The sequence below is a fragment of the Algoriphagus kandeliae genome (genome assembly GCF_004571135.1).
Lineage (GTDB): Bacteria > Bacteroidota > Bacteroidia > Cytophagales > Cyclobacteriaceae > Algoriphagus > Algoriphagus kandeliae.
In genome coordinates, this window is sequence record NZ_SPSB01000003.1 from 514,103 (window position 1) to 533,161 (window position 19,059).

At 38.8% G+C, this 19,059-nt stretch carries 14 protein-coding genes; 4 read left to right on the plus strand and 10 right to left on the minus strand.

The features are described 5' to 3' along the window. Positions 1–556 precede the first annotated feature (556 nt). Positions 557–2,032 (plus strand): DUF2779 domain-containing protein, encoded by a 1,476-nt coding sequence (locus E4S40_RS10825; RefSeq protein WP_202615360.1) that lies wholly within the window; start codon positions 557–559, stop codon positions 2,030–2,032. A 403-nt stretch (positions 2,033–2,435) separates the two neighbouring features. Here E4S40_RS10825 and E4S40_RS10830 read toward each other — a convergent pair whose 3' ends face one another. The 8 genes from E4S40_RS10830 to E4S40_RS10865 form a co-directional block, all read right to left on the minus strand. Then, the gene (locus E4S40_RS10830; protein WP_135073901.1) at positions 2,436–3,839 is read right to left on the minus strand and encodes a membrane dipeptidase; all 1,404 of its coding nucleotides are present in this window, start codon (positions 3,837–3,839) and stop codon (positions 2,436–2,438) included. Between the two features lie 11 nt (positions 3,840–3,850). Then, the gene (locus E4S40_RS10835; RefSeq protein WP_135073903.1) at positions 3,851–4,957 is read right to left on the minus strand and encodes a fatty acid desaturase family protein; all 1,107 of its coding nucleotides are present in this window, start codon (positions 4,955–4,957) and stop codon (positions 3,851–3,853) included. Positions 4,958–5,068: 111 nt separating this feature from the next. Beyond that, positions 5,069–5,857, minus strand: coding sequence for a sterol desaturase family protein (locus E4S40_RS10840; RefSeq protein WP_161971799.1), 789 nt, complete (start codon positions 5,855–5,857; stop codon positions 5,069–5,071). 249 nt (positions 5,858–6,106) lie between these two features. Next, complete coding sequence (locus E4S40_RS10845; RefSeq protein WP_135073907.1) at positions 6,107–7,276, minus strand: hypothetical protein; 1,170 nt, start codon at positions 7,274–7,276, stop codon at positions 6,107–6,109. A 427-nt stretch (positions 7,277–7,703) separates the two neighbouring features. Continuing rightward, positions 7,704–10,805 (minus strand): efflux RND transporter permease subunit, encoded by a 3,102-nt coding sequence (locus E4S40_RS10850; protein WP_135073909.1) that lies wholly within the window; start codon positions 10,803–10,805, stop codon positions 7,704–7,706. Next, positions 10,802–11,863: an efflux RND transporter periplasmic adaptor subunit gene (locus tag E4S40_RS10855; RefSeq protein WP_135073911.1), complete on the minus strand. Its 1,062-nt coding sequence runs from the start codon at positions 11,861–11,863 to the stop codon at positions 10,802–10,804. The genes E4S40_RS10850 and E4S40_RS10855 overlap by 4 nt, the downstream gene beginning before the upstream one ends. Before the next feature lie 6 nt (positions 11,864–11,869). Next, on the minus strand, positions 11,870–13,186 hold the full coding sequence (locus tag E4S40_RS10860) for a TolC family protein (RefSeq protein WP_135073913.1): 1,317 nt from the start codon (positions 13,184–13,186) through the stop codon (positions 11,870–11,872). Between the two features lie 16 nt (positions 13,187–13,202). Continuing rightward, on the minus strand, positions 13,203–13,778 hold the full coding sequence (locus E4S40_RS10865; protein WP_135073915.1) for a TetR/AcrR family transcriptional regulator: 576 nt from the start codon (positions 13,776–13,778) through the stop codon (positions 13,203–13,205). A 339-nt stretch (positions 13,779–14,117) separates the two neighbouring features. Here E4S40_RS10865 and E4S40_RS10870 point away from each other — a divergent pair, with 339 nt between their 5' ends. Beyond that, complete coding sequence (locus tag E4S40_RS10870; protein WP_135073917.1) at positions 14,118–14,594, plus strand: hypothetical protein; 477 nt, start codon at positions 14,118–14,120, stop codon at positions 14,592–14,594. Positions 14,595–14,770: 176 nt separating this feature from the next. On the opposite strand, the gene E4S40_RS10875 is transcribed toward E4S40_RS10870, so the two are convergent. After that, entirely contained in the window at positions 14,771–16,339 is a 1,569-nt protein-coding gene (locus E4S40_RS10875) for an L-serine ammonia-lyase, iron-sulfur-dependent, subunit alpha (RefSeq protein WP_135073919.1), read from the minus strand. Between the two features lie 243 nt (positions 16,340–16,582). Between E4S40_RS10875 and E4S40_RS10880 the strand changes: the two genes are divergently transcribed. After that, positions 16,583–17,725, plus strand: coding sequence for a Fic family protein (locus tag E4S40_RS10880; RefSeq protein WP_135073921.1), 1,143 nt, complete (start codon positions 16,583–16,585; stop codon positions 17,723–17,725). A gap of 163 nt (positions 17,726–17,888) precedes the next feature. Here the strand turns inward: E4S40_RS10880 and E4S40_RS10885 are convergent, their stop codons facing one another. Further along, positions 17,889–18,206 (minus strand): MotA/TolQ/ExbB proton channel family protein, encoded by a 318-nt coding sequence (locus E4S40_RS10885; RefSeq protein ID WP_135073923.1) that lies wholly within the window; start codon positions 18,204–18,206, stop codon positions 17,889–17,891. Positions 18,207–18,356: 150 nt separating this feature from the next. On the opposite strand from E4S40_RS10885, the gene E4S40_RS10890 reads away from it, so the two are divergent. Further along, positions 18,357–19,055 carry a LytR/AlgR family response regulator transcription factor gene (locus E4S40_RS10890; RefSeq protein WP_135073925.1) on the plus strand — a complete coding sequence of 233 codons (699 nt, stop codon included), beginning with the start codon at positions 18,357–18,359 and terminating at the stop codon, positions 19,053–19,055. The last annotated feature ends 4 nt before the right edge of the window (positions 19,056–19,059 follow it).

The following is a 19,059-nucleotide window of genomic DNA, read 5'->3' on the forward strand; positions in this document are numbered from 1 at the left end:
AAACCCATCGTTAAATTATTCGATCAATAGAAAAACATATTTTTTTCAAACACTCATGAAAGTTCTTTCAAAATCCAGATTCAAAATTGGGCTTGAATGTCCCAACAAGCTCTTTTTCACCTTTCACAAAGAGAAATATCCCAGCTCCAAAACTGAGGATAGCTTTTTAGATTCTCTTGCCCAAGGAGGATTTCAAGTTGAGGAATTGGCGAGAATGCACTATCCTGATGGGATATTAATAGACTTCCCACATTATGATTATGAGGGTGCTGCCAAACAAACTCAAGAACTACTAAAAAAGGAAAGTATAGTCCTATTTGAAGCAGCATTCTTATGGAATGGCCTATTTATTAGAACCGATATTCTTGTAAAAAGAGGAAATAAAATTGAACTGATTGAGGTCAAGGCAAAATTGCATAACCCTGATGATAAGCACCAATTTATTGGAGTACAAGGAGGTATAGTCAGTGGATGGAGGCCCTACCTTTTTGACCTTGCTTTTCAGACTTATGTGGTCCACAAAATATTACCCGACTGTTTTATCATCCCCAGTCTAATGATGGCGGATAAAAATAAAACCGCCTCAATTGACGGGTTAAATCAAATGTTTCGAATTCCAAAAAAGGGCGATGGAGATCAAAGAAAAGACATAATTAAAAAAGTAGAATCACTTGAAGAAACTGGTGATTCAATTTTGACGAAAATCAATCTTGAAGATGTAATTGGTGAAATCCTAAACGATAAATATGAGGTCCTTGAAGGCTACAGCTTTGAGGATTCGATTAAATTTTTGAAAGAAAAATACCAGAGCGGAGAATACCCAAATTGGCCAACAAGTTATTCAAAATGTAAAAACTGTGAATTCAAAGCGACTAATGATCAGCTAAAAAGTGGACTAAAATCTGGCTTTCATGAATGCATGAAATTCCAACATAAATGGAAGGACGACAATCTTTTTCAACCGAGTATTTTTGAAATTTGGAATTTTCGAAGCAAGGTTATAGAAAACCTATTTAACGAGAATAGGCTGTTATTTGAACAACTAACTGAAAACGACTTAAATCCAGAACCAAAGTCTGGGGAAATCTCTTCTTCAGAAAGAAGGTGGATTCAAGTTGACAAGGCAGTAAAGGGAGACAATAAAGTCTATTTTCTCAAGGATGAGTTAAAAACAGAAATTGAAAATTGGAATTTCCCCTTGCACTTTATTGATTTTGAAACTAGTGCAGTAGCATTACCTTTCACCAAAGGAAGAAGACCTTATGAGCAGGTTGCATTTCAATTTTCACATCATATGATTGATCAAAATGGAAATATCCATCATCAATCAGAATTTTTAAATGCAGATGCCGGAGTGTTTCCAAATTATGAATTCGCTAGATCTCTAAAAAAATCACTTGAAAACGATAATGGTACCATATTCAAGTTTGCTACACATGAGAACACGATTCTAAATGTAATTATTAACCAACTTAAAGGAAGTGATGAAAGCGATAAATATGAATTGATTGATTTCTTGAAAAGTATAACCAACTCATCAAGAAATAGTCCAGATCAATGGGTTGGAGAAAGGGATATGATCGATTTAAGAAAGGTTGTTCTCAAGTACTACTACAACCCTCATACAAAAGGCTCAAACTCGATAAAACATCTTCTCCCCGCAACTTTAAAATCTAGTGATTTCCTAAAAGAGAAATATTCTCAACCAATTAGAGAAATTGGATTAAGTAGTAAAAATTTCCCCCAAGATCATATTTGGTTGCAAATTGAGAATGATGAACTAGTAAATCCATACTCAAGGCTTCCAAAACTTTTTGAAGACTGGGAATTGGAAGATTTTGAAGGAAATATTTCAGGAATCGAGAGTATTGCTGATGGTGGAATGGCGTTGACTACTTATGCAAAATTGCAATATGTGGACATGTCAGAAGCTGAACGTGAAGAATTAGTTTCTGGGTTAAAAAAATATTGTGAATTAGACACCTTAGCAATGGTGATGATATATGAACACTTGAAGGAAATCACTCACTAGGTGATTTTTGTTTTCATCTCTTCAATATTTTCAAAGCTTAAATCGTAAAATTTCGATAAGAAAAATCCTAAGAAGAAATTAGTCCCAGCTGCAGCTTCTGTCAATAGGGGGAGCCAAATCAAAAAAGAGGTCAAATTGACCTCTTTTTTTGTTATTATCCCTTCTAGAACTTTTAAATCAGGTTGATAGAGTTGCAACTTCAAGTTTGGTGATTTCATAAATCATTACTTAAAGTGTTTCTGATAAATTACACTCATTTGATCAAATTGGTCATAATCTTTTTTCAATTCGAAACTGTTCCTCGAACCATCAAGAGAACTATAAAAACCCATTCTTGAACTTCCAAACAGAAATATTTCAATTTTAAAAGGATAGTATTCACTGAGGAAGCAAAAAATAATTTTTAAAAATTCTTGTAAAGAAATTCCACTGTATTGGTAAAAAAGAATCGTTCAACGATTTCCTCTGCTGTTATGGAATAATTTTCTTTGATTGACATGTTCCCCTTTTTCAAATAGTTATCTGCAAGTAGTAGCAATTCCTTGGACAATGGCTCCAGACCTTCTGCAGTCAATAAACCAGGAAAAGGGTAAATACTTCCATCGAAATCAGTACCCAAACAGGTGTTCCCCCAAGCAAACAATCCATTTCTATCACAAACTTCAGCAAAATGCTTCATTTGGTTCCAAATAAGTGAAGCGGAGATTTGGAGATTTTTGTTCTTATTTTTTGTCTTGAATAAACCGTTCAGTTTACCTATATCTACATGGATATTTAAATCCATTTGAAAAGCAAAAAGCCCTCCTGACTGTACCAATTTGATAATTTCCTCATCATAAAAATTCAATTCGGTCTGATTAAAAATATTGACAATTGAGGAAGATGTTTCCTTATACTGAAATGTCCCGCCAACCAAGGCTCCATGGCTTATGATTAAAGGAATGGATTCATTAGGGTATTCTTCTGCCAAAAATCGATAATAGTCCAATCGCGTGTTCAAACTCATGTGTTTGAGATCAATCAATATCCTTCGGCCATTGCTTTTGCTCAATAATTCACGAACCACTTCGCTACCTAAATTAGTCAACCCAATACCAAGATTTTTCTCTTGATTGACCAAATTGCCCAATCTTTGGAGACTTCTAGCGTGTCCGCATAGGTCATTATTGAAGTTATGAGCCAGTCCAATAAAAAAGGGAGGGAACTCCCAATTTTTCACTTTCTTGATATTAGCGATTACTTCATCTTTGTCCACTCTCCGACCATAGTCCTCTAATCCGGTATTGAAAACATGTGCCCCTTCTATCGTAAAGATCACACCTATTTCATTATCCGTTTTCAGGTTAACTTTCAAATCATCAATATCCTTAAGGGGCTTCCAACTAGTTTGGATCCCGTCAATTCTGTTCATCTTCTTTGAATTGATAAAAAATTGATATTCATTTTGAAGATCCTCAAAGTAATTGGTGTGTTTTTGAATATACCTAACCCGCTCATATCCTATTTCTATTCCCCAATTGGCCATTCGGGCGGCCATGGCATCCCATACATAGGGATTATGGAAAAAACCTTTTTCAAAGGGATAAAGGGAAACAAGAGCTAATTTCCCATTAGCTCTCGACATGGTACTTAAATCTGATTGCGAAAACTTGGTAATACCTGTTCTCTCATAAATTTTTCGAGTAAAAAAGTCTTGCTCTTTGGTATACCAAATATCTGCTTTTGGATGATTTTGATTTGTAAATGAATGTCCAAATGCTTTTAGATTCGGATGGCAATGAAGGTCGGAATATTTGAAACCTGCCATGATTTAGAGGATTACATATTCTGTTCCCATATACTCTCATCAGCACTATTACTTTTAATTAGTGCATAATGGTCACGAAAAGCTTTCCAAATAGAAATTGACTTATATGCTAATCCGTTTTCAATACAAAAATTTTTGATTTCCTCTGTTACTTCTTTAGCATAGAGATAGCTGATTTTTGGAAATAAGTGATGAGCAACATGAAAATTAAAATTGGCCATTATATATCTGGTAAACCAGTTTTCCTCCACCAGGTCATTGGTAGTAAAAAGCTGATGTCTTAGCCAGCTATTCGATAAGGTATGGTTCTCCTCTACTAAAGGAAATTGGTTGTTGATATTGACATGAGGCGGTAAAAGAACAAAAAGGCCAAAAACCCCAGCGACAATGAACATCAGTATTCCTGCTATTATCACTTCCAAAACAGAGAATTGCGTTAGATAAATGGGTAAAAAGAAAATGTATGCGACAAATAAAAGTTTAAAAATAAACAGCTTCACATATTCAATAGGCGGTATGGGTCCAAATTTCCCCTTACCTAAAATATGCTTAATAAAATCACGAAAATCACGAACCAAAAACCAGTTTAGCAGAAAAAAAGGATACAAAACAATTATATAATGCTGGTATTTAGTAAGCCATTTACCTTTTTCATTCGGGTGAACTTTCAAAAATTTACTTTTTTCAATATCACTATCCCAACCCGCAACATTCGGATAATTATGGTGGAAAATCACATGCCTCTTTTGCCATATAAAACTATTTGCACCTAAAACATCAAAAATAAGCATGTATAGATGGTTATAGTGTTTTTTAGAAAAAAGATTTTCATGGCAAACTTCATGAATTAGGTTCAAAAAAATAATAACCACCATTAACCCCATTAAAGAGTAGCACAATAAGAAAGTCAGATAATTGTCCGTAGATAAAGCAGATAAATAAAAACCCAAGTAGAGCATTGGGAAGAAGAAAGCTTTAAAAATTAATTCGTTCTCTCTCTTTTTTAATACTTTCATTCTTGCAAAAACCTTGGACTTTAAGTCGGCAGCCAAATTCTTATCCTTAATATTTGAATCATAAACCGGATATCTTGCTATTGATTTGTTAGAATTCTGCATAATTTCATATTTAGGAACGAAATGAACATTTATAACCTTTGATACTTCCAAATCTTTTTTAACTAAAGAGTTTTAACCTTTCTTTATGTGAAATAATAGGAAGTACCGAATCTAATTTTCTCGTAAAATTCTTTCTACTTTAAAAGGAGTTTTGAAATCATCTAACTCCTGTTTTTCAACTTGATCAAAAATTTTCCATTTTTCTGACCCGGGAGGACCAAAAAGAAAATGAATTTTCGATTTGAAATTTGAAATCTTTGATAGGTTCCTAACTATTTCAATATATTCATGTAAGATGATTTTCGCTGGATTTTTTGTGTGAATATTATGCGTAATACCGTAAATCGGTTTTTCAACTTCTGGTTGATATGTACCAAAAATGTGATCGAAAAGAATCAATATTCCTCCCATATTTTTATCCAAATAATGAGGGTTGCTACCATGATGAACCCTATGGTTAGAAGGCGTATTGAAAATTAAATCTAAAAAGCCAAGTTTCCCGATTCGCTCAGTATGTACAAGAATATTCCAAATCGTAGAGATTGATTCATTAAGTAAAATCATCCATGGTGGAATTCCGAATAAACATAAAGGAGCCCAAAAAAGAAATCGGTAAAAAGTATGGATAAAATTGACACGAAATCCTACGGAAATATTGTAATACAATGAGGAATGATGAGTAACATGGGCAGCCCAAAATATTCTGGATTTGTGTCCTAGTAAATGGAATAAATACATAATAAAATCACAAGACAAAAAGCCTACAACCCATAACCAGACAGATAATTCAGGCTTAAAGAAGGCAAATTCATATACCCCGCTGTAGAGACCAAAAGCAACTCCTTTCATAAATAATCCCACTGTTAGAATACACATTCCAACAACAAAATTTGCCAACATATCCTTCACCTCATTTTCGAAATGACTCTTCTTCCAGGTGAGGTACAATTCAACCATGAAAATCATTATCATCACGGTCGCTCCAATAGAATCGATATTGACCATAAAAGCTTCTTACATAGATTAAAGGACTGATATATATAAAGTTATAGAAAAAAATCTCACTAAATTCAAAATTTTAGCTTCAGATTATTGAGTTTTTCTAAAAATTCGACCCTGGGTTTTTTACTAAAAAAAATGAACATTCATTTACAAAATGGGATGCCTTTCAAACTTTTTATTTTCATCAAACAAAAACCGGTAGGTCACTAATGTCCTGAAATGCTTCCCACCCAAATTTTTGGAAATATTCAGCATTTTAGGATTGAAATCTCCTTGCCAATAAAGTTCAAGCTTTTTGTAGGAAGTCTGGGATTTGATGACTTGCTCTGCTTCTACGATCATATAATAGTCGAGTCCCATTCCCTGAAACTCTGGAACTACTCCAAAGGCCAAGCCTATAAAATTCTCGTTTTTAGCAAATCTTTTAATTAGATAAAATTTCAGCTTTGAAAAAAAACCAAATTTGCCATGAAGGTACTTGATCATTTGATTGATATCGGGAAGATTGACCCACATAACTATAGGTTCATCTTTGTAGTAGACAAACCAAATCAATCTCTCATCCATAACAGGCTTGATTGATTTAAAAAGTTTTAAAGCCTGTTGGGGAGTTATATCCTTATTTCCTTGATGTTGCGCCCAAGCTTTATTGTAAACAATACTCAGATCATTAGCATATTTTTCCAAGTTGTTTTTTTTGATATGCAGTGCCTTAAAATCTGAGTCCACTGAATATTTTTTATGGGCTTCATAAAATTTGGGAGCCAATTGATGACTTTCTCCGGATACTGAGAGACTCCAGCATATTTGATTATAAAAATTTTTAAACCCGTAAGACTCAAACAATTTTTTATAATAAGGTGGATTAAAGTTCATATTGTAAATCGGAGGATGAAACCCTTCTACCAACAAGCCCCACCATTTATCTCTATCACCAAGGTTTATGGGGCCATCCATCGCCTCCATTCCTCTTTCCTTTAACCAAGCTTTGGCTGTATCAAATAACAATCGTGCAGTATCTTGATCGTCAACACAATCAAAAAAACCAAAACATCCAACTTTTATATCATCCCCTTTATTTATATATCTCCTATTTACAAAGGCTGCAATCCTACCTATAAGTTTTCCTTGACTATTTTTTATAACCCATCGGATGGCCTCAGATCTTTCTAAAAATTTATTTTTCTTTTTATCAAAAACTGAAAGAACATCCTTATCCAAAGGCTGTATCCAATTTGGATATGACTTGTTGATTAAGTTATGAACCTTCAAAAAATCTCGTTCTAATTTTCTCGAGTTAACTTCAACTATCTGCATATAATGAAATTTGTAGAAAAAATTAGCATTATGAATGCTTAAAAAAAAGAGTTCAATTCAAAATTTATAGCAAGAAAATTCTTGAAGAAAATCTTAAGATTAGAAAACCTCTGAATTTAATTTTTAATCAAAAAAAATCCTAGTTCTCAAGATTTTCAAATTGATGATATCATCTGAAACTTTTCCCAAATTAGTAGAGTAGCAAAACCTAACTAAAAAACCGGATCTATTTCTAGGTCTTAATTTTATTAAGAATAAGCATCATGAATCCTATCAACTTCTTCATACCTTATCTTGACTTATCGTCTTTTTACTACTTGTAATTATCTAATCAAACTCACCAAAAACATAGTCCCAGCTGCAGCTATTGTCAATAAGGGGAGCTTCAGAAAAAATCCCCTAGAATTTAATTCTAGGGGATTTTTATTTATGATGATTTCGCAGTCCGCTGGAAACGAATCTTCAGCCGATCTATAAACTCGTAAACCATAGGAACCAAATACACGGTTAAAATCAAGGAAGAAAGTAGTCCGCCAATAATCACCCAGGCCAGGCCATTTTTCCACTCACTCGCTGTGCCACTTGCCAATGCAATTGGCAGCATCCCGATTACCATGGAAAGTGTAGTCATCAAAATGGGACGCATCCTACCTTTTCCTGCCTCAATCAGAGCATCTCGAGTTTCCAAACCTTTTGCCTTGAGTTGATTAGTAAAATCCACGATCAAAATGGCATTTTTGGCCACCAGGCCCATCAGCATGATCAGACCTAAGAGTGCAAATAAACTCAGGTTGTTTATCGAAAGATTGAGTGCCAGGATTGCTCCGATTACTGCCACGGGGATTGAAAACAAGACCACAAATGGATAAACAAAGCTATCGTATAGCGCCACCATGATCAGGTAAATCAACAGAAAAGAAATCAACAATACCTGACCTAATGCGCCGAAACTGTCATTTTGCCGCTTAATATCAGAGCCCCACACCATACTGATTTCTTCAGGGAGCGGGTTTTCATTTAAGTATGCGACCACTTCATCTGCTACAGAACCGGAAGGTCGTCCCAAGGCATCAGCTGTCAAGGTTACTGCCGGCTGTCGGTCTTTGCGCTCCAATAGCGAGGGTGAATTGGCTTGCACCACTTCTGCCACTTGGGAAAGGGTGATAGGCATCCCTTTGGAGTTTACCAATTGAAAGTTTCTGACATCTTCGTAAGACTGTCGATTGAAATTATCCAGCTGAATTCGTACAGGATATTCTGTTCCGGCCTCGGTCAACGTTGCATCCTCATTCCCTGCAAATGCACTGCGCATGGTCATCCCCAATGCAGCATTAGAAAGCCCAAGTCCCTGAAGTTTATCCGAATCCGGAATAACTTGATACTCAGGACTTCCCTGTTCTACAGACAGTTTGACGTAATCTGCTCCGGGAATTTCCTCCACTGCGAGGGCTAAATCTTGAGCCGCCTGCATAACCTGCTCCTGATCAGGACCACTGAGAGTCATCTCTATTGGTGAAGTGCGCGGAATTAAACCTAGGGCTGTCATCGAAAAACTAATCCCAGGAAAAGTCCGCTTCATTTCCTCGCGCACCTCTTTCATAAATTTCTCAGTGGAAAGGCCACCTGTTTCCTTTTTGTCATGGAGCTGTATAGTCAGTTCTGACTTGTATGGCAATCCTACTCCCAAACTACCAATACCTGTGGTAGGCCCTGCGACATTACTAAAAAGCGTCGCAACTTCGGGTTGCTGTAGGAGGAACTGTTCTACTTTCAGGGTACGTAGGTTATTTTCTTTTACACTGGTGGACTTGTCATACTCCAGATACATCCGAAACTTACCCTGATCGCCTGTGGCAATGAGTTCCTTTCCGATTATTCCCTGTCTGAGGATTCCTAGCGTCATTATAAAAAGCAAAATCACAATCCCAGTAAAAACTAGCTTATGGCTGAGCACCCAAGACAATTGGCGCCCATACCATGCGATGAAACGGTCCAACTGATATTCGAAACCGATCAAAAATCGATTAAAGGAATTTGTGGGCTTTAGACCTTCTGCTTTTCCAATACGGGATGCCATCCAAGGCGTAAGGGTAAAACCAACGAGCAAACTGGTCATGGTTGAGGTAATAACCACTACTGAAAACTGCTTGAGCATATCCGCCACAAAAACCTGAAGAAAAAGAATGGGCAGAAACACAACCACATCCACCAGAGTAATGGATAAGGCAGAAAAGCCAATTTCCAATCGTCCATCCATGGCAGCAGATTTTTTGCTTTTCCCCATATCCAAGTGACGCTGAATATTTTCCAAAACAACTGTGGCATCATCCACCAAAATGCCAACAATCAAAGACATTGCTAGCAGTGTCATCAAATTGAGCGTATAGCCCAAGAGCCACATCACTGCGAAAGCCGTCACAAGTGAAGTTGGAATAGCTACTAGGACAATCAGTGAGTTTCGGAAGCTGCGCAAGAAGAGCAGCATCACCAAGGCCACGAGGATTACAGCTAAAATCAAATCAAAAATTACAGAATTAACCGCCGCGATGGTGTTGTCGGTACTGTCATCGGCGATGACAAATGACACTTCTTCTGATTGATACCTCTCCTCGATCAGAGAAAGCTTTTCCCGGACAGCCCTGGAAACATCCACTGCATTGGCATCACCCTGTTTTTTGAGCAATAGCCCAATTCCTTCTTTCCCGTTAAATCGACTAATTGACGCGATCTCTTTGGTACCATCGGTTACTATGGCCACATCTTTTACATAGATTGGGGAGCCCGGTATAGGCATCGCTACCTGAACTGATTCAAGTGAGGCAAGATCCTGGAATTTACCACTCAGACGAACTGCGTTTTGAATCCTATCTGACTGCACATTCCCAGCCGGCACATCCAGACCTGCCCGGTTAATTGCATCGACGACCTGCTGCAATGAAATCTGATAAAATCGCAATTTATTGGGATCGACTTGAACCTGAATCTCCCGTTGCTCCCCACCCAATACGGTGATTTCCGCTACCCCCTTCAATTGCTGAATTTGAGGCAAAAACTCATCCACCATTTTCTGATAAAAAACCTTGGAATCCAGGTTGCTTGTAGAAGTAATGGACATTATTGGCAGGTCATTTGGCGATACCTTACTCATCACCGGAGACAACACGTCCTCAGGTAAGTCTTTGGAAATATTGCCAATATAACGTTGGGCATCCTGCATAGCCTGATCAAGGTCAACTCCGTAATTCATATTAGCAATGATGACCGATGCATTGGGCATGGACTTGGTGACGAGATAATCGACTCCTTCCAGATTGGAGAGCGCATCTTCGATTTTTTCCGAAACAGAGGATTGAACCTCATCAGGCGATGCCCCTGGATAGGCAGTCTTGATTACCAACACCGGCTGATTAAAGTCCGGCATGAGTTCGTAAGACAAATTGGTAAAGCCGATGTATCCTAAAAGGATAAACAAACTGAACAATACGATAATCAGCGAGGGCCTATGGATGGAAATTGATGTAATGTTCATCGCTGAGAAGAAAAAATAGGTTCCACATTTGCTCCTTCAAATACATTGACCAGTCCACCAGTAATAACCACTTCTCCTGGTTGGACACCTGAACTCACCATCAGCTGATCTTCTACGCGCCTTGCAATTTGGATAGGCTTGAGTGTAGCCTTCCCATTTTGAATGATATAGACTTGAGGATTCAGATCAGACCCTAGCAAGGCAGATGCAGGCAAAGTCACCCCACTTTCCGCTTGCTTTAAATTCACTTCAACCTCCCCAAACATTCCTGCTTTAATAGCCAAATCGGGTGTATTGTCAAACGTCACTTCAACCGGAAAACTATTACCTAGCGTTCCTCGGCTTCCAATCAAGGTGACTTTCCCGGGAATTTCAGCCAAAAGGGAAGCGATTTTCACCACTTGAGAACTCCCTGCTTGAAAATAGAGCAGGTCATTCTCAGGAATCTGCAAGGTTAATTTGACTTTGCTGAGATCTGTCACCTGTATCAGCGATTTTCCAGGTGCTGCAAAATCCCCCACTTCAGTCATTTTTGCTGTTACGATTCCAGAAAAAGGTGCCCGAATGGAAGACTTGGCAATTTGTTCTTGGAGAGTTGCAATTTGCACTTCCAATCCTGCCATAGCAAGCTCCGTTTTTTCCAGTTGTATACCCTGAATAGCTTCATTCTCTACCAAAATCTGATAACGTTTCAGGTCGGCCTCCAGTCCGCCTTTTTGCACTTCGGCTGCCTTCAATTGTAATTGAACCAACGCCACATCCTGTTGTACTAGGAGCTGATTGACGCGAACCTCTTGTCCTACCTCGACTGCTACAAGGTTCACCTTTCCCTGTACTTCTCCGCTGAGTTTACTTTCTCGGATAGCCTCGATCACACCAGAAAAACTCCGCTGACTGGCGAGTTGCCCTTCGGTAGCTTTCACTGCAAAAACAGTAACGGTCTGTTCTTTATCATAGACATAGACCCGGTCTTCGGCAGTTTGCTTATTCGATAGGAGCTTGATCGCGACCGCTGCGATCAGAGCCAATGGGACGATATAAATAAGGATCTTTTTCATGAATACTTAGTTGAGAAGAGTGGCAGATGATTTTTTGAGTTCGAGTGTGGCCTTCAGGTAATCGACCATCGCATCGAGGTAGGACTGTTGGGTAGCTCTTAGCGACTGATCTGCAAGCAAAATATCTGTGAGCGTGGCAAGGCCTTCCTGCTGTAATAGGATAGACTTGTCGTAAATCGACGCTGCCAACTCTATCTGTGCTTGAGTCGTTTCGATTTGCTTTTTGGCTGTGTTTTGCTGAAAAAGAGCCGCTTGGTATTGAACATGCGCTTGATCACTAACCAGCGATTTTTGCAGAGCTGCATTTTCCAGTTCCAGTTCTTTTTGACGGATTTTTTTAGAAGTAATCGTACCGTTGAAAATTGGGAAACTCACTTGCGCTCCGATGAAACTTTGAGAATAGAAATCCAAAAAGGATTCCGGAGCGCCCCTGTATCCGAAGCCGGTAGTCCCATAGTTAGCTACCAAGTTTAAACTTGGAATCCGGGATTTTTTTAAACCTTTCAGCTCTTCGGCCAATACTTTTTCTCGGAGCTCCTGAATCCTCAAATCCGAAGTCAACCCGGCATCGGGAAGTTCGGATTTCTCAAATTGCACCTCAGTGACGACATCCATTTCCTCCTGAAGCGGCAAGCCAATCACCAGTTTGAGCTGCTGCAAAATGGTTTGATATTGACCTTCCAATTGGATAATTTGAAACGCCACCTGTTGATTTTGGAGGACCACTTTATCCACATCAGTTCGACTGGCAAGCTTTTGCTCAAAAAGTAATCGAAAATTTCGCTCCAGCTTTTCACCATTTACCTGATTGGCTTGGAGAAAAGCAAGTTTGTTTTTCACAATCTGAGCATTGAAGTAAAGGTTTGACACCTCTAGGTAAACCTGTTCCTCTGTTTTGACACGTTGCAGATCGATCAACTGCTGATACGATTCTGAAACCTGTATGCCGGCTATGATTTGGGGATCGTAAATGGGTATTCGGAGATTTAAGTTACCCATAATAGTATGTGGCACTCCAAATTGAATCGCTCTATAGACTCCCGAGGGGCCTCCAAAAGCCTCTTGCGGAAGAATTTGATAGGGCAATTGAGTGAAATACTTATAGTCCGCACTAGCCATCACTTTGGGCAAAAGCTGACTCTTGGCCTCCTGATTTTTCAAGACAGCTGCGTTAGATAGATTTTGGGCGATTAATAGCGCTCGATTATGCTGCATCGCAGTATCCAAACTTTGCAATAAAGACCACTCTTGAGCCTTTACATTCCCCAACCACAGGAAAAAAAGAAGGGTAAAGAAGAATTGTTTGTGAGTATTTACTAACATATTGAGATAAATTTTTTTATTTCCTGATCACTGTTAAAATGGAATCGATCAACTTTTCACCAGATTCAATCAGATCAAAACTGAATCCTGATACTCGCCATTTGAACATTTGAAGCCGAAAAGCTCCCAATACCAAATGCACCAATTGCTCCGCGGCAACATCAGTCTTGAATACACCTTCAGCCTGCCCCTCTGAAATCAAGGGTATCAAAAAGCTCATTTTTGTTTGCATTAACGATAGAATAGCCTGATTAATCTGCTCACTCTCCTCCCAAAGTCCATCCGAGAAAACCGCTATGACAAAGTGCGGCTGACTGGAAAAAAAATGGAACTGACTTCTAAAAACTGCTCGAAAACGCTCCTCTAATTCCAAACCTTGGCCCAAAGATGAAAGTCTAAAAGCCATATTTTCACGCAGATATTCTAATAAAGCCAGAATTATTGACTCCTTACTCGAAAAATGCCTATAAATAGCTGCCTCCGAAAATCCCATTTCTGAAGCAAGTTTTTTGGTAGTCAGACCTCCAAGACCAGATTCAGTAAGGATTTTACCTGCCGCATCGATGATTTCTCTTTGCCTTTCCGAGATCATTTTTCAGTTAGTTAGTATTTACTAACAAATCTACAGCTTATTCTTTATAAACCAAAACAAATCTTTTGAGATGTCGAAAAGGCAGAGTCAATTTGAATCTGAAAAAATTAAGCCCCCGCGTTCTTTGATACTGAACCTTTTTCTTCTACCCTCTAAAAACTAGATAGTCCCAGCTGCAGCTATTGTCAACAGGGGGAGCTTCAGAAAAAAGCCTCTAGAATTTAATTCTAGGGGCTTTTTGTTTTTCAAGCTAATTCTTCGATTTTGCTTTTTAATTTTCTTAAACAAAAACACACTCTCTAATCCCTTTTCAAAAACAATTTTAATCGTATCCCAACAATGAAAAAATCAATTTTCCTTGCCCTTTCTTTACTTGGTTTATTCGCCTTTACAGCTCAAGCTCAGGAATCAAGTCAAAGTCCATCTTCCGGAGAATTCAAAGTTATAACAGTAGTTGAATCCATCGTTCCTATGGGAATTGGACGATCTCGAATCATCGACAGTCAAACCGAAGTAGATGCTTCGATTTTTACGACCGAACGGACAGATGGAAAAAAGAGTAATCAAAAGGAAATCAGCCGTTCGGATATCAAAGTAGATGAACTGGAGGAAACCAAACTTTTGAACTTCTTCAGCGCAACGGGTATCAATTTCCAAAATATCGCCTCCAACGATGCAGTCATCGCTTCAAAAATTAACAGCATGTTGGCACAGGGCTGGGAACTCAAGTATGTGACCTCCGGAGTGGAAAGTGATGGAGGTGCAGAAGACGGTCAGGGGATATTTATTACGCGCCTTTTTTTCTACCGGAAATAATTTCTCAAAAGCACGTAAACAGAGGATGTCCCAGAAGTTCAGCAGGTCACATTCATTGCCTTCCTTGACATTAAGCAAGAAATAGAAAAATGCTCCAAATCATTTGAATTAGCCTTCGACTCCGCTCAGGCTGACAAGTAAATGATTTCTGGGACACCCTCTTCTTTTTATTCTCTTTAGCAACTCTTAAAAAACTGCTTTTGAACCAGCTTTTGCTCGATTTCCTTGGCGGTTTTGGTGATGGATAATCCACCCAAATTGGTACATCGAAGAGTATTGGGAATACTTTTCCCTACCTCATACATGGTTTCAATCACTTCATCAAGCGGTATCAGGGCATCATAATCCGCCAAGGCCATATTGGCACAGGAAAGGGAATTGGATGCTGCCATCACATTTCGGTTTAGGCACGGAGCTTCCACTCGATTTCCGATCGGGTCACAGATCATTCCGAGAGAACTTTGTAAAGCCATAGAAGCTGCGGATAAACTTTGATTCATGCTGCCTCCTCCCAAATAAACCAAGGAAGCAGCTGCCATAGTCGCTCCCGACCCACATTCTGCCTGACATCCTCCAACTTCAGCGGCGAAAGTTGAATGAGCGGCAATAAACACTCCGATCAGTCCTGCAATAAGTAAAGCTTTGACCGTTTCCTCATCCGAAACTCCCAAGGAGTCGGCTACTCCCAAAACTGATCCCGGCATGGCTCCACAGGATCCGGCTGTTGGTGCTGCGACAATCACACCCATAGAGCTCTTGACTTCCATAATAGCCGAAACATACATGATAATCCGATTAAGCACATCTCCATCTACCAAACGCTTTTCCTCCATCATGGACTTAAACTTGACAGATTGCGGGCCCAAAATCCTATCCTCGAATTGGGTGCCTTTCAAGCCAGTTTCCACAGCATTCTTCAAGATCTCCCGGATCTGCTCCATTTTGGCAAAGACTTCCTCCTCGGAAATATTCCCTCTCATGCTTTCATACCTGGCTGCCAGTTGCCAAAGTGATAGATTTTTATCCTGATTGTAGGCAAGCATTTCCTCCACGGTGATAAATGGAACCTGCGTGTTTTTAGAAGAAAGAACAGGTAAAACCGGGCGAATCTCCTTGATCATTTTTACTCCATCGATTTGGGCTAATTCTTCTTTCAGGATTGAATCGATAGGAGTCTGAGCAGTCAAAAAAACCATTTTTGAATTTCCTGAAAGCATCTCCAAACTGTCCCAGTCACCAGCTTGCTCCAGGTAGTTCATTACCTGAATTGGCATATCCGTATAGACCAAAGTCATGAATCGGTCCCCAGCCAGAGACACTTTGGCCCCATCGATCTCTACTAGCTCGATCATACCTCCTCCAGTAGAAATTGCAACGACGCGATGCGACTCCCAAGGATTGGAAAGGGTGATCTGGTAAGCATTGGGATGCTTGTTTTCCAATTCAACAATTCGAATGGTATAAGCTATCCCTGCTCCTTTCAGATGCATTTCCGAATCTACCAAACGCTCATCATAAGCTTCCCAACCTAAAAATCCACCAAAGAGTCCCATATCTGAGCCTTGGTCTTTATGGGTAGTTGCCAAAGATCCATCGGGATCAAAATCAATTTCAATCTTTGAAATTTTCCCATCCATCAAATCATGACAAATCCTCCCAATCCGAAGGGAAGCTGCACAGTGGGAACTAGAAGGACCTCTCATCACCGGCCCGGTCACATCATTAAAAATACTAGGATAACTCATGGATTTTGAATTGGTGGTAATCCATTGAATTTAATCAAAACCGAAAGGAATGCCTTCAATTAGGGTTTAAAAAACAGAAAGTTCTTCTTTGGATTAGAGGTTTTTTCTAGAATCCCAAGCAATTAAACACAATATCCCTCTTCGTTTTATTTGCAAAAAACATAATAGATGCAATTATAGATTACTATATTTGCACTTATATAGGTAATTGCAATTATAGGTTTTCATAATTGCGGATTTAATATGAGAGACATAAATAATTTCAAAGCCGGGAAATGGGTCAATAGACTAGATTACAAAAGTTTCAGTCCCGAAAAAATAAATGAAGAATGGGTCATTTCTGATCCGGCCTTGACAAACTTACTCAGCAATGCAGATCGAAGTCTGGGAAAATTGGATGCATTTTCGGACCTAGTGCCAGATATTGACTTCTTTATCAAAATGCATATCACGAAGGAAGCAACTGTTTCCAGTAAAATTGAGGGTACTCAAACCTCTTTTCAAGAAGCTTTGGTAAAAGAAAAAGATTTGGATCCTGAGCGAAGAGATGATTGGAAAGAAGTACAAGCTTACATCTCGGCTATGAAACAGGCAATTGACGAAATGAAGCAACTTCCACTTTCCAGTCGATTAATCAAACGAACACATGCTACCTTACTTAGCGGAGTAAGGGGAAAGGAAAAACTTCCAGGGGAATTCCGCTCAAGTCAAAACTGGATCGGGCCAAGCTTAAAGCATGCTATTTTCGTTCCCCCTACCCATGAGGAAATTCCCGAATTGATGAGTGATTTGGAATATTTCCTTCATTCAGACCAAACCTTACCTCCAAAAAATGTCCCTCACCTTATAAAAATCGCCATTATTCACTATCAGTTTGAGACTATCCACCCATTTTTGGATGGAAATGGGAGAATCGGAAGACTATTGATTACCCTTTATCTTTTGGAAAAAGGATTACTTAAGAAACCAACTCTTTATCTATCGGCCTTTTTTGAGAAAAACCGTAGAGATTACTATAACTACCTTATGGATGTTAGAATAAAAAATGATCTAAAGAGTTGGTTAGATTTTTTTTTGATTGGAGTGATTGAAACAACCGAATCTAGCATAAACACCTTTCAAAGGATTATCGAACTCCGTAACAGGATAGAGCTGAATGAATTAAATAAATTGGGAAGGAAACAAGCCGAGGCAAAACGACTGATCAATGAACTCTATAAGCAACCTATCGTCGACGCTGGATTTGTTGCCGAGCAACTTGGGGTACATGCCTCAACAGCCAACCGCTTAATCAAAGACTTTGAAAATTTGGGAATTTTGACAGAGTTGACAGGATACAAACGAAACCGAATTTTTGCTTTTAAAGAGTATATTGATCTATTCTAAAATCTGGATTTACACCTCCATTTCAGGTATTGTAAACTAGTCAAAAGAGATAAAATGAATAAGATAAGGATTTGATTCCTTGGTTAATCAAAGAAAGAAGTCTTCCAATTTTCGATTGAATTCAATAAGGCCTTCAGAATATATTCCGAAGGCCTTTCTTTTTTTAAACAAAACGAGGTTTTTGAATCACCCGAATCACCAAGGAACCCATAAAAATGAGTAATCCATAAATCGTGGAAATCGTGCTATACTTTAATCCTCCCGCGATCATAGCTTGGTTAATATTTCCGCCAAAGGATTCAATTCCTTCAAACATCCCATAGAGTCCGATCACTTGACCGAGGATTCCGGTCGCTAAGGCAAAAATCCCCAGCTCCTTGGTCCATTCTGGAAATTTAAAGGCAGAGACTACTACTGCAATCAGTTGGAGAGTCAAAATACTCATGATAATAGGCCCTCCTGCAAAGAATAAATCAATCATAGTTTTTTGGTTTTGGTACAGACCAAAATTACTTTGAATAGCCTCCAAAAGGTAAGCAATAAACCCTGCTAGACAAGTCAAAAACAGGATTTAAGAAATTCGGGATTCGGCAAAAACCGCTTCTCCGATCTATTTTACCTATTTTTAGCCATGTCCAAGTTGATACGACTCGAAATCGCCTTTTGGCTGCTGACTGCTTTTCTGATGGGACTCCTCGTTCAAGATGCCTTTTCCAGTTCCCAGGGAAGTTGGCTTGCAGGCTGCCTATTATTGATACCAACCTTGACCTTGCAAAAAGGAATTGCTTGGGCGTTGGACTTTTCAGGATTGAAACGAATTGTCCGACTTTTTTTAGTTGGGGTTTCATCCCTTTATTTGGCTTATCTAGCCATTGCTTTTGTGTATTGGTATTTCTTGGGGTTCAACTCCAACTATTTTGAAAAATCCATCATCAACCCCATTCTCTTGTGGGTCATTATGGGTTTTTTTACTGGTCTAAATTTTTTCCTTTTTCGAAAAAAGGCAGAATCCAACACTACTCCCGAAACCATCAGCTTTTACAGTAATCGAAAGTTGGTTTCTCTGAAAGCCGAAGAAATAGTATTCATCGAAAGCCTAGGCGAATACACTTCCGTCCAATTAAAAAATGGCCAATCCTTGAAAAATGGCGTAAAAATCAGTGAATGGACAAATCGTCTACCAAAGTTCCTGAGAGTACATCGATCCTTTTTAATCAATCCTGATTTTGCAATTTACAAGGGACAGGAAATCGAACTGAATGGGGAGTTTACCATTCCCATTTCACGATCCTATAAAGAATTGACCAAGGAATATTTCCTAAAAGAATAATCTC

Coding starts and splice junctions, on each gene's coding strand:
- E4S40_RS10825 (WP_202615360.1), top strand. CDS start 557: ATGATGGCGGATAAAAATAAAACCGCCTCAATTGACGGGTTAAATCAA.
- E4S40_RS10830 (WP_135073901.1), bottom strand. CDS start 3,839: ATGGCAGGTTTCAAATATTCCGACCTTCATTGCCATCCGAATCTAAAA.
- E4S40_RS10835 (WP_135073903.1), bottom strand. CDS start 4,957: ATGCAGAATTCTAACAAATCAATAGCAAGATATCCGGTTTATGATTCA.
- E4S40_RS10840 (WP_161971799.1), bottom strand. CDS start 5,857: ATGTTGGCAAATTTTGTTGTTGGAATGTGTATTCTAACAGTGGGATTA.
- E4S40_RS10845 (WP_135073907.1), bottom strand. CDS start 7,276: ATGCAGATAGTTGAAGTTAACTCGAGAAAATTAGAACGAGATTTTTTG.
- E4S40_RS10850 (WP_135073909.1), bottom strand. CDS start 10,805: ATGAACATTACATCAATTTCCATCCATAGGCCCTCGCTGATTATCGTA.
- E4S40_RS10855 (WP_135073911.1), bottom strand. CDS start 11,863: ATGAAAAAGATCCTTATTTATATCGTCCCATTGGCTCTGATCGCAGCG.
- E4S40_RS10860 (WP_135073913.1), bottom strand. CDS start 13,186: ATGTTAGTAAATACTCACAAACAATTCTTCTTTACCCTTCTTTTTTTC.
- E4S40_RS10865 (WP_135073915.1), bottom strand. CDS start 13,778: ATGATCTCGGAAAGGCAAAGAGAAATCATCGATGCGGCAGGTAAAATC.
- E4S40_RS10870 (WP_135073917.1), top strand. CDS start 14,118: ATGAAAAAATCAATTTTCCTTGCCCTTTCTTTACTTGGTTTATTCGCC.
- E4S40_RS10875 (WP_135073919.1), bottom strand. CDS start 16,339: ATGAGTTATCCTAGTATTTTTAATGATGTGACCGGGCCGGTGATGAGA.
- E4S40_RS10880 (WP_135073921.1), top strand. CDS start 16,583: ATGAGAGACATAAATAATTTCAAAGCCGGGAAATGGGTCAATAGACTA.
- E4S40_RS10885 (WP_135073923.1), bottom strand. CDS start 18,206: ATGATTGATTTATTCTTTGCAGGAGGGCCTATTATCATGAGTATTTTG.
- E4S40_RS10890 (WP_135073925.1), top strand. CDS start 18,357: ATGTCCAAGTTGATACGACTCGAAATCGCCTTTTGGCTGCTGACTGCT.